The 11,083-nt window shown below is 64.4% G+C and carries 8 protein-coding genes and 1 pseudogene; 5 read left to right on the forward strand and 4 right to left on the reverse strand.

All coding sequences use genetic code 11. The features are described from left to right. Positions 1-346 precede the first annotated feature (346 nt). From BST27_RS28295 to BST27_RS28305, 3 genes are all read left to right on the forward strand, one after another. The gene (locus tag BST27_RS28295; protein WP_069418455.1) at positions 347-925 is read left to right on the forward strand and encodes a class I SAM-dependent methyltransferase; all 579 of its coding nucleotides are present in this window, start codon (positions 347-349) and stop codon (positions 923-925) included. Between the two features lie 89 nt (positions 926-1,014). After that, the gene (locus BST27_RS28300) at positions 1,015-2,175 is read left to right on the forward strand and encodes an acyl-CoA dehydrogenase family protein (protein WP_069418454.1); all 1,161 of its coding nucleotides are present in this window, start codon (positions 1,015-1,017) and stop codon (positions 2,173-2,175) included. Positions 2,176-2,203: 28 nt separating this feature from the next. Next, the gene (locus BST27_RS28305; protein ID WP_069418453.1) at positions 2,204-3,061 is read left to right on the forward strand and encodes an enoyl-CoA hydratase-related protein; all 858 of its coding nucleotides are present in this window, start codon (positions 2,204-2,206) and stop codon (positions 3,059-3,061) included. Between the two features lie 29 nt (positions 3,062-3,090). Here the strand turns inward: BST27_RS28305 and BST27_RS28310 are convergent, their stop codons facing one another. Genes BST27_RS28310 through BST27_RS28325 form a run of 4 tightly spaced genes read right to left on the reverse strand, consistent with a single transcriptional unit; the run spans position 3,091 to position 8,598 of the window. Then, positions 3,091-4,764: an FAD-binding protein gene (locus BST27_RS28310; protein ID WP_069418452.1), complete on the reverse strand. Its 1,674-nt coding sequence runs from the start codon at positions 4,762-4,764 to the stop codon at positions 3,091-3,093. Beyond that, a complete protein-coding gene (locus BST27_RS28315; protein ID WP_069418451.1) occupies positions 4,761-6,146 on the reverse strand; it encodes an aromatic ring-hydroxylating oxygenase subunit alpha in 1,386 nt (461 codons plus the stop codon). Before BST27_RS28315 ends, BST27_RS28310 begins: the two co-directional genes overlap by 4 nt. Before the next feature lie 16 nt (positions 6,147-6,162). Further along, the gene (locus BST27_RS28320; protein WP_069418450.1) at positions 6,163-7,710 is read right to left on the reverse strand and encodes an acyl-CoA synthetase; all 1,548 of its coding nucleotides are present in this window, start codon (positions 7,708-7,710) and stop codon (positions 6,163-6,165) included. Between the two features lie 12 nt (positions 7,711-7,722). Further along, entirely contained in the window at positions 7,723-8,598 is an 876-nt protein-coding gene (locus BST27_RS28325) for an enoyl-CoA hydratase-related protein (protein WP_069418449.1), read from the reverse strand. 349 nt (positions 8,599-8,947) lie between these two features. Between BST27_RS28325 and BST27_RS28335 the strand changes: the two genes are divergently transcribed. Next, on the forward strand, positions 8,948-10,168 hold the full coding sequence (locus tag BST27_RS28335) for a CaiB/BaiF CoA transferase family protein (RefSeq protein WP_069418447.1): 1,221 nt from the start codon (positions 8,948-8,950) through the stop codon (positions 10,166-10,168). Positions 10,169-10,311: 143 nt separating this feature from the next. After that, positions 10,312-11,037 (forward strand): annotated as a pseudogene (locus BST27_RS28340) (PE family protein); the annotation flags it as partial. Positions 11,038-11,083 lie beyond the last annotated feature (46 nt).

An 11,083-nucleotide genomic window follows, 5' to 3' on the forward strand; every position in this document is an offset into this window, starting at 1 on the left:
CCACCACCGCCGCCACCGCCGCCACCGCCACCGGGCTTCAGTGGCAGCGGAGCGTCGGGCTGCGCGTTTGCGACGCCCGTACCTAACCCAATGGTCGATACGACCAAGGGATTATTTGCCGTCATCGAAAGGGCAGCCGTTATGGCCGCGCCAGCAGCCAGCTGCCTAAAGATCTTTTCGCACCCCATCGGGGACCTCGCAATATTCAGTCCCGACCCGATTTCCATGCTAGCCCAGCACCGTCAAGCCTCAACCGGCCTGAGCCGACACTGGTGCCCTATTGCCGAAGTACCCATCCGCCTCGAACTCAAAACCGCTGGTAGCGCCAGCCAAGTAGGGTAGCGGCGTGGCGGAGGACGACCGTCGGCGTTGGGACGAGCGGTACCGCAGTCGCGGGGCGGTATCGATCCATGCGCTGGCGCCGCCTCATTTCGTGCGGCCTTACCTGGATGTCATCCCTACCGCGGGACGCGCTCTCGATCTCGCCTGCGGCCAGGGTCTCGGGGCGGTCTGGCTGGCCTGCCGTGGCCTCTCCGTCTGGGGCGTGGACATTTCACCTGTGGCAATCGAGCATGCCCGGGTGTTTTCCGCGCTCAGCGGCGTATCCGAGCGCTGCCGCTTTGACGTTTTCGATCTGGACGACGGGCTGCCGCCCGGCCCACCCGTCGACATGATCCTGTGTCACCAGTTTCGCGACCGCCGGCTCGACGCTGCGGTCATCGAGCGTCTGGCACCGGGTGGGCTATTGGCCGTGTGTTGCATGAGCGAAGTCGGCGCGGGCTCGGGGCGATTCCGCGCCAAGCCGGGAGAATTGTCCGCTGCTTTCGCCGAACTGGAGCTCATTGGCACCGCCGAGGGCGAAGGCACCGCGTGGCTCTTGTCGCGGGCTCGAACCAACGCTCTAGAGCACCCGCCAAAGCAATAGCTGCCGTATTTGCTGAAATCGCAACCTACGCGACCGTAGGTATGCGACTCTTTACCAACACGAATGTTAATTGCCTTCAGGGGGTTGCCGTGTCCGAGCTCTTTCCGACTTATCGGGCCAGTTGGGAGACAGACGAACACCGCTTACTGCGCAAGCACGCGGCCGAGTTCATGTTTCGAGAAGCCACGCCCAACCAGGAACGCTGGGCCCGCGAGCACCAGGTCGACCGTGAGTACTGGCGAAAGCAGGGCGCCGCAGGCTTATTGGGAGTCGATCTGCCCGAGCGGTTCGGCGGCGCCGGTGGCGATTTCGGCTATTCGGCGGTGATCGCCGAGGAGCAGGCGCTGGCGCAAGACACCGCATCTGGCTGGGTCGTGCACTCGCCAATCGGGGCGCACTACATCAACACCTACGGCACCGAAGAACAGAAACAACGGTGGTTACCCCGAGTCATCAGTGGGGACTTGGTCATTGCGATCGCAATGACCGAGCCGGGGGCGGGATCGGACCTGCAGGGAATTCGGACCACCGCGGTGCGCGACGGTTCGGATTACGTCATCAACGGATCGAAGACCTTCATTACCAATGGAAGTCACTGCGACCTGGTGATCATCGTCGCCAAGACCGACCCGTCCGCGGGTGCGGCGGGAATCTCGTTGATCGTGGCCGAAACCGCGCAGTTGCAGGGCTTCGAGCGCGGGCGCGTACTGGAGAAGATCGGTCTGCATGGTCAGGACACCCGCGAGCTGTTCTTCACCGACATGCGTGTGCCGACGGCGAATCTGCTGGGAGAGAACGAAGGTTTGGGCTTTTACCAGCTGATGGAGCAGTTGCCGCGGGAGCGGCTGATCATCGCCTCGCAGTGCGCTGGCCTCGCCGAGTTGGCAGTGCTCGAGGCGATTCGCTACACGAAGCAACGAGAAGCGTTCGGCCGACAGTTGATCAAGTTCCAGCACAACAGATTTGAACTGGCCGCGCTCAAGGCCGAAACGCTGTCGATCAAGACCACCGTGGACCACTGCATCCAGGAATACATCGACGGCATCAACGACCCGGCGACGGCGTCGATGGCCAAGCTGATCGCCGCGGACAAGGCCGTCGAGGTCGTCGACAAATGCCTGCAGTTCTTCGGTGGCTACGGCTACATGATGGAGTACCCGATCGCACGGGCCTACACGGCCGCGCGAGTGAGCAAGATTTACGGCGGCACAAGCGAAATCATGAAGGAGATCATCAGCCGCTCGCTCTGAGACCGGGACTGCCGGTAATGTCACGCTGATGGAGCGGCGCGTCCTCGAAACGGTCATCTATGAGCGCGAACCGCCGATTGCGCGGATCATCTTGAACCGGGTCGACAAGGCCAACACCAAGGATGCCCAACTGGTTCACGAAGTCGACGACTGCCTGCACGAGGCGGACCGCGACAAAGAGATCAAGGTGGTCATCCTCAAAGCCAACGGAAAAGGTTTCTGCGGCGGGCATGTGGCTCGGTGGGGTCCCGATGAAAACCCCTACCCGGAATTCGGCGACACGTTCGAGGACCTCTACAAGGGCACCGCCGACCTGTTCCTGTGGCCCACGCTGTACCTGTGGGAGTTTCCCAAGCCGACGATCTCCCAGATCCACGGTTATTGCGTGGGTGGCGGCATCTACCTCGGCCTGCTGACCGACTTCTGCGTCGCCTCCGAAGACGCGTATTTCCAGATGCCGCTGGCGCAAACCCTCGGCGAACCTGGCGGCCACACCATGATCGAACCGTGGTTGCTGATGAACTGGCACCGCACGATGGACTGGCTGCTGCTCGCGCCGACGCTGTCGGCTCAGCAGGCCCTCGAGTGGGGCCTACTCAACAGGGTGGTGCCACGAGAAGACCTCGAGGATGTCGTCGAGGAGATGGCGCGCAAGATCTCTCAGATCCCGCTCACCACGCTGATGGCGGTGAAGAACAACGTCAAGCGCGCGTGGGAATTGATGGGCATGCGGGTACATCTGCAGGTCAGTCACATCCTGACGAACATGGTGGGCGCGGCATCCGATGTTGCGGCTCGCCGCGCCGAACTCATGCAGTCCGGAATGAACCCTCGCGAGTACCTTTCTTCCCGCGAGCAGACGCAAAGTCGTACCTCGGAGGCCTGAATCGTACGAGTTTGCGTCTGCGCGCGGGGTTAGTGGGCGGCGGCATGCCGGGCGGCGACGTAGCCGAACACCATTGAATTCGAGATGCTCGCGCCGGCGCCGGGATACGTGCGGCCCATCACCGTCGCGGTGGTATTACCGGTGGCATAAAGCCCTTCGATCACCCGGTCCTGCTGATCGAGAACCTGCGCGTGCTCGTTGGTGATCACTCCGCCACAGGTCCCGACATCCGCCGGTAGCACCCGGGTTGCGTAGTACGGTGCCCGGTCGAGAGGGCCGAGAGCCCTGTTGGGCCGGTAGCCGGGATCGCCGAGGCAATCGTTGTATGCCGACTGCCCGCGTCCGAAGTCGGGATCCAGCCCGTCGGCCGCGAACCTGTTGAACCGTTGGATCGTCCGCGCGAGTTCGTCGGCGGGGAGGTCGATTTGGCGAGCGAGGTCGCCGATGCTGGGGGCCCGCTTGACCGCACCGCTTTCGATCAAGGCGGCCGGCAGGTGCTCACGCTTGAGCGGGTTGGTGCCGGCAACGTATCGACGCACGTATCCCTCGTCGAAAATCATCCAGCAAGGCACGGCCTTGTTGGCATACATCGCCTTGCCGACCTCCACGTAGGAGTTCGACTCGTTGCAGAATCGTCTACCGGTGGAGTCGACGTAGATGGCGCCGGGGCGTTGCCGCCCTTGTCCCAGCGATCCCGCGGCCGCGCCGCCGTTGGCGATGAAAACCGACGGCAGCCACCACGCTTCGTCCAGCAGGTCCGTCTTGGCGCCCAGACGTATGGCGGCTTGCAATGCCTCTCCGGTGTCACCCGCGTTGGCGATCGACCAGGATCCGTCGTTGGGTTGGTCGCCGCTGTACTGGCGGCGCATGTCCGCATTTCTGCTGAAGCCGCCCGCGGCCAAGAGAACTCCCTTGCGCGCCGCTACATTCACTGCTTCTCCGTTGTGGACGACGCGGGCACCGACCACCCTGCCGTCGTCGACGATGAGGTCTTCAATGGCGGCATTCGTCCACAACGGAGGGCTGCCGTCGCTCACGTCGAGAAGGATTTTGAGCATCTGGCCGATCAGCGACGCGCCGTTGGTGAGCAGCCGGCGTCGGGTCGCGTGTGCGGCTCTGGTGCGCAGGAACACCCTGGTCGCTACGGCGAAGGTGCGCAGCGATCGGTTGTAGTACTGCACGGAACGCAGTTCGTTGGTCAGGACCACATATCCGTAGTTCTCGGCCAGCGACGGCTGCAGCTTGTCGCTCCAGTTGCCCAATTTGGCGGCGTCGAGCGGGGTTCCTTCGACAGCGCGGCCGGATACGTTGCCGCCCTTGTGATTCGGGTAGTAGTCGCAGTAGCCGGCACATCGGATCAGCCGAACGCCCTTGCGGATCAGGAAGTCCATCATCTCGTAGCCGGCGGTGAGGAACATCTCGCGTCGCGCGGGGGAGGACGCCGCGCCGACGTCCCCCACGACGTCGGCCAGGTAGGCGAGGCCGTCCTCGTGGGAGTCGGCGATGCCGGCGGCTCTCATCAGCGGATTGTTGGGCAGCCACACGATGCCACCGGACAGCCCCGTCGAACCGCCTACCAATGCCTGCTTTTCGACGATCAGAGGTTCGATCCCGTTGTCGAGCGCTGCGAGCCCGGCCACCATGCCGCCACCGCCACTGCCCGCGATCAGCAGGTCGACCGAGCGATCCCAACGGGTGCTCATCGCGCCTCCGACGTGATGCGCGGAGTCAAGCCGAGGTCTGCGATCGGGACGTCGATGGTGGTGTTGGTCTTCTGGATCGCGGGCACCAGGGTTTCGTAGGGCAGGCCGGCAAGGAAGCCGTCGATGACGCGCTCGAAATTCGAGATCAGCCCCTCGATCTGATTCGACAGCCGCATGTACTCAAAGCTCTTGGAGTGCAGCCCTTTTTGTTGTCGGGGCAGGTTCGAGAAGTCCTGGGCCGGGATGGGCGGCCACCGTGGGTCGTCCGGGGCCATAGCTACCGGCGGTTGGGGTCTGCCCGCCGAGACGTCGGATGGAAGCCGGGTGAGGGACCAGATCTCGAAGAGCGTCTCCTCGGGGCCGAGCGGGCGTATCCGGTACGACGAAGCACTGCTGTACTGGGGCAGCAGAAAGTAGTGCGGGAAGCCGAAGCCGATCGCCTCGACAATGCCGCGTCGCACCAGATCGTTGAGATCAGGCATGGCGCTGCCCCTGGCCCGATGCCACGCAACGACCGCGTCGTTGAGGGTGCTGCGCCAGACGGCCATCGCCTCACCCGGGTCCGGCGGCAGCGCCATGTGCTGCAGCCCCTCGGCGATCCGGACGTCGTTCTCGTGCGTCATGCCGCCCATGCCGACGCCGAGCGTTCGCATGAAGTACAAACTGCTCTGAATGATCGGGTGCACCGCCGTCCGATCCTGGCCTCCCGGCCCGCCGGATTGCGATGACGGCAGCAGCTGCGGGTGGGTCTGCGGGACGTGGTAGCCCTCCATGAACGCGGCCGTCGCCAACTTCCAATTCACCGGAAGCCGGCACGATTGCCACCATTCGACGCGCAGTGACTCCACCTGCCAGGCATCGTAGGTCGACGCGAACGGCTCCAGACAATCCCGCACCGAGGGGGCGGCGTCATCCAGATTGATCCACGCGCACCCGCCCCAGAGCTCGCACCTGACCGGGACGAGTTGCAGATCCTCCGCGCACAGGTTGTGCTCGGCGAAGGCTTCCGGCCGCGCGACGTAGGTGTTTCGGCCGTCGATACTCCAACACCACCCGTGGAACGGGCAGACGAAGGTACGCCGGGATCCGTTGCCTTCCACGAGTTTTACTCCGCGATGGCGACAGGCGTTGTGGTAGGCGCGGACGTCGGCGTCGTCGATCCGAACGACGATGATTGACTGGTCGAGGATTTCGTACTCGACGAAGTCACCCGCCTTGGGGATCTCTTCGAGCCGGCAGGCCATCTGCCATACCCGCGGCCAGAACATCTCGTTTTCCAGCGCGTAGAACTCGGGGTCGTAATACCGCTGTTTCGGGATGCGGTCAGGGGTCTGGACGGCCCACGGCACCGGCAACGGTGACCAGTCGGTATCGGCGCTCATTGTGGCTTCACCTCACTCAGACGATCCGCGACATTCGTCCCTGCCAGTAGCGCTCCCGGATGCGTCGCTTGTAAAGCTTTCCGTTCGGATCCCGCGGTAACTCGGCCTCGAAATCGATTGTTCGCGGGCACTTGTACGTGGCGAGGTGCTCCCGGCAGTAGGCGATGATCTCGGCTTCCAACGCCTCTGCGGCGTCCGGTGAGAGGGGCACTCCCGCAACGGGTTGCACAACCGCTTTGACCTCCTCGCCGAACTCGTCGTTCGGCACTCCGAAGACCGCCGCGTCAACGAGCTTGGGGTGCATGACCAGAAGGTTCTCCACCTCTTGCGGATAGATGTTGACCCCACCGGAGACGATCATGAAGGTCGACCGGTCGGTGAGGTAGAGATAGCCGTCCTCGTCGAGGTAACCCATGTCGCCCAGGGAACGCCACCCGCGTTCGTTGGAAACCGACGCCGTCTTCACCGGATCTTTGAAGTACTCGAAATCGGGCCCGCCTTCGAAGAAGAGTTCACCCGTCTGGCCGGGCGGCAGTTCCCGCCCGTCCTCGTCGAGCACATGGACCGGATTGTAGGGTTTGCCGACGGAGCCGGGGTGTGCCAGCCACTGCTGCGGGTCGATCGTGGAACCCGCGAATCCTTCTGTACCGCCATAGTATTCGTAGATGATCGGGCCAAGCCAGTCCATCATTTGATATTTGACGTCCACCGGGCACGGCGCGGCCGCGTGGACGACGCAGCGCAAGCTCGACAAGTCGTAGCTGGAGCGGGTCTCCTTGGGCAGCTTGAGCATGCGTACAAACATTGTCGGCACGAACTGCGCGTGGGTGACGCTGTGCTTCTCGATGAGCCTGAGGGTGGCCTCTGCGTCGAACTTCGGCACCAGGATCGAGGCCGCGCCCACGCGGTGCACCCCCATGGCGTAGTTGACCCCCGCGGCGTGATACAGCGGCGCGGGGGAGAGATACACACTTGAGCGTTCCATACCGTAGCGGTTCACCAGGACCTTCTCCAGCAGCGCCTGACCCCAGGACCCGTTGCCGTCCACGGGAAGTGGGCGACGAATGGCTTTCGGCCGCCCGGTGGTGCCGGACGAGTAGAGCATCTCCGATCCGTCCGACAATGGCGGCGGCTCGCCGGCGCTGGCCAACGCTCCCTCGTAGGGCATCCACCCAGCCAAGTCGCCGCCGACGGCAATGTGCGCGTGGACTGCTGCACTGCCCGTACGCAGACGCGCAGCGATGTCGGTCAAAGACGCGTCGACGAACACCACCTTCGCTTCCGAATCGTCGATCACGTAGGCCGCTTCGTCGCCGGTGAAGTGCGTGTTGACCGCGGTGTAATAGAGCCCGGAAAGCTGGCATCCCCAGGTGATCTCGAAGAACTCGGCCCGGTTCGGGAGGACCAGTGCAACGCCGTCCCCGCGCCGGAGTCCGACGTCGTGCAACAGGGCGGCGACGCGTTGGCTGCGTGCATACAGCTCTCCGTAGGAGATCACGCCACCGTCGGCCAGTATCAGCGCTGGTGACTCGGCCGCGGTCTTCGCGTGGTCGGCGATGTTCACGTGGTTCGGTCCTCAGGACGAGGCTGCGGTGCCGTCGGTTGAGGCGGCCGCCGCCGCCTGCCGTCGCGCCTGCTCTGAGGGCAGCACCTTGTCCTTGAACACCTGTTGGATCAGCTGCTGCACATCCCTACTGATCGAGGCGAGCGCAACCAGGTCGTTGGAACTCTGCCAGTGCACCCGCATGCCCATCAGCTCCCAAGCCCGCTTGAGGTTGGCTTTGGTCGCCAACAGTGTCGTCATCGGTGCCTGGGCGATGTGGCGGGCGATCGCATCCACCCGCGCATCCAACTGATCGCGCGGAACGACCTCGTTGACCAGCCCGACTTCCAGCGCCTTCCTGGCGTCGATCACCTCGGCCAGGAAAAGGTAGTAGGCCGCGCGGCGCCAGTTCATGAAAACCCATGGCTCGATGGAGCATTCGCCGGATGGCATGCCGAAACCCTGCAGTGGCGGATAGGAGAAGTAGGCGTCGTCGGCGGCGATCACGATGTCGGTGGTCAGGCCCATGTGGGTGCCGCCGCCGACGCAGTACCCGTGCACCTGCGCGATCGTCGGCTTGGGGAACTCCCACAAGTTGAGCGTGGGCTTGACGAACAGGTCGCTCTGCGGTTTCCACGGGTGGCCCATCACCTTCGCGCCTTCGACGAATGCGGGGTAGTCGACCGCGTTGTTGCCGATGGCGTGTCCGGAGCTGAAGCCGTTGCCGTTGGCCTTGAGGACCAGCACCTTGATGTCGTAGTCACGGTCGGCGTCCAGCAACGCGGCGTCGACTTCTTCGGCCATCTTCTGGTCTTGGGCGTTGGCCTTCTCCGGCCAGTTAAGGGTGATCTTGGCGATGGGACCGTCCTTTTGGTAGATGATTCTCTCGCGGGTCTCGTTGAGATCCATGTGTGCCGGCCCTTTCCCTATTTCGAATGTGTAGTGATGACGCCGATTTCGGTGCCGATGTGGTAATCCACCCGTAGCTGTTGACCAGTGCTGGGACGCGTCGCGTCGGAGGCGGCTTTGCGGCCAAAATCGTTCGCTGAGTGCGTGTCCCGGCTATGCACCCGGCGAAGCGGGCGCCGCGCGTGCACCACATCGGGAATCGGGCCAACGGTCGGCTCCATCGCATCTCTTCCGAACGCATCTCTTTGTAGAAAAAAACAGCGCACGACTGCAGCCGGGCTATCAATAACCCCAACAGTAGCTAGAATATCTAAAATAGCAAGAAATGCATTTGACCCGAGGAGTGGCAATGGCCGGGGTGCTCAGCGGTGTCCGGGTAGTCGAGCTGGCGTCGTGGACTTACGTGCCCTCGGCGGGTGCGGCACTGTCGGATTGGGGAGCCGAAGTCATCAAGGTGGAAGGTGTCGCGGCGGGCGATCCGGGCCGCGCCTTGGTCGTTGGCCCCTTCACCCGGGAGGCGGCCCGCGTCGATGCGGATTTCCTTCTCGAATCGGGCAACCGCGGTAAGCGCAGCATCGGGATCGATATCAAGTCGGAGACGGGCCGAGAACTGTTCGGGCGACTGCTCGCCACCGCGGACGTCTTTTTGACCAACTGGCTACCCGGCGCGCTCGAGCGAGCCCGATTGACGGTTGAGGACATCCGGGCTTTCAACCCGAACATCATCATCGCGCGGGGCACCGGGTTGGGGGTGCGTGGACCGGATCGCGACCGGGGTGGCTTCGATGCCGCCACCTATCTGGCCCGTGGCGGGGTCGCCTACACGCTGACGCCGTTCGGTAGCGATACACCTGCGGTGCAGGGGCCGGCTTTCGGCGACTTGCAGGGCGGCGCAACGCTGGCCGGCGGTGTGTGCGCCGCGCTGTTCCACCGAGAACGTACCGGCGAGCCAACCATCGTCGACTCTTCGCTGCTGGCGCAAGCGATGTGGGCCATCGCGCCGTCGATCTCCGCAGCGGATTTCTTCGACATCGACGGCATCCCGGGGGCGCCGCCCGGTGTGGTGATCAACCCGCTGGTAGCCCGGTACAAGACGAAGGACGAGCGGTGGATTCAGCTGGTGTTCTTGCAGCCCGACAAGTTCTGGGCCGGCTTCTGTGAGCGCATGGGCCTTCCCGAGCTGGTCGGCGACGAGCGCTTCGTCCCCTCGGCGAACCTGATAGCGAACGCCGCCGAAGCAACCGAGATCTTCGCGAATGCCTTTGCAAGCCAAGACCTTGCGCATTGGCAGCGGGCGTTGAAAGACGAGCCCGGGGTGTGGGCTGTGCTGGCGACCCCGCGCGAAACCCTCAACGACCCACAGGTCGAACCCAACGGGTATGTCGTGACCAACACGGACGATCACGGCGAGCGATACCGAATCGTCGCTGCACCAGTGCAATTCAATGAAACGCCACCGGCGCCGGCGCGCGCTCCCGAGCACGGCCAGCACACCGAGGAGATCTTGCTCGAGCTGGGCTTGGATTGGGACGAGATCGCCGCAGTCAAGGATTCCGGAGCGGTCCTGTAACGGCCGACGCGCCTCGTTACCGCGGGAAAAGACGGCACCGCGGCACCGGAAATGCGAGGTGCGAGGTCGCGATCGCGATACTCTTGCCGGGGTTCGACAGGCGACGGGTGCGCCGCCGGGTCCCCCGTGGCCGGAGGTGTCTCATGTCGTACCTGATCGCGACGCCGGAGTTGCTGGCGGCAGCCGCAACGGATTTGACCGACATCGCCGCGGCGATCAGTGTCGCCAATGCGGCCGCGTCGGCACCGACGACCGCGCTGCTCGCGGCCGGTGCCGACGAGATCTCCGCCGCCATAACGGCGGTCTTCGATGCGCACGCCCGGGCCTACCAGTCGGTGAGCCTGCAGGCCGCCCACTTTCACCAGCAGTTCGCCGCGGCCCTGTCTGCCGCTTCGCGGACCTACGCGCTCGCCGAGGCGGGCACCGCGCAGTCAATCCAGGAAGACCTGCTCAATCTGATCAATGCACCCACGCTTGCTCTGCTCGGACGTCCGTTGATCGGCGACGGCGCGGACGGGACACCAGGCACCGGTTAAAGCGGCGGCGATGGCGGCATCTTGTGGGGCAACGGTGGCAACGGCGGGTCCGTCGGCCCCAATCAGAACGGCGGCAACGGCGGCAGCGCTGGACTGTGGGGCAACGGCGGCAACGGCGGGTCGGGCGGCAACGGCGGGCTGCTGTGGGGCAACGGCGGTGCGGGTGGTTCCGGCGGCCTCGGTGGCAACGGCAAGGCACTCGGCTCGATGGTTCCGCCCTTCAGCATCCCCGCCGGCAATGGCGGTGCCGGCGGCAACGGCGGCAATGCGGGGTGGCTCTACGGCTTCGGGGGACCGGGCGGCGCGGACGAGTTGGACGGCGCGAGCGCGTCGTTCGCGCAACTCCGCGATTGACCGACGCTGCATCCAGCCGACGATG

Source organism: Mycobacterium intermedium, from assembly GCF_002086275.1.
GTDB lineage: Bacteria > Actinomycetota > Actinomycetes > Mycobacteriales > Mycobacteriaceae > Mycobacterium > Mycobacterium intermedium.

Excerpts from the sequence above, each read along its gene's own strand:
- BST27_RS28305 (WP_069418453.1), top strand. The coding sequence starts at position 2,204 with ATGGAGCGGCGCGTCCTCGAAACGGTCATCTATGAGCGCGAACCGCCG.
- BST27_RS28315 (WP_069418451.1), bottom strand. The coding sequence starts at position 6,146 with ATGAGCGCCGATACCGACTGGTCACCGTTGCCGGTGCCGTGGGCCGTC.
- BST27_RS28310 (WP_069418452.1), bottom strand. The coding sequence starts at position 4,764 with ATGAGCACCCGTTGGGATCGCTCGGTCGACCTGCTGATCGCGGGCAGT.
- BST27_RS28335 (WP_069418447.1), top strand. The coding sequence starts at position 8,948 with ATGGCCGGGGTGCTCAGCGGTGTCCGGGTAGTCGAGCTGGCGTCGTGG.
- BST27_RS28325 (WP_069418449.1), bottom strand. The coding sequence starts at position 8,598 with ATGGATCTCAACGAGACCCGCGAGAGAATCATCTACCAAAAGGACGGT.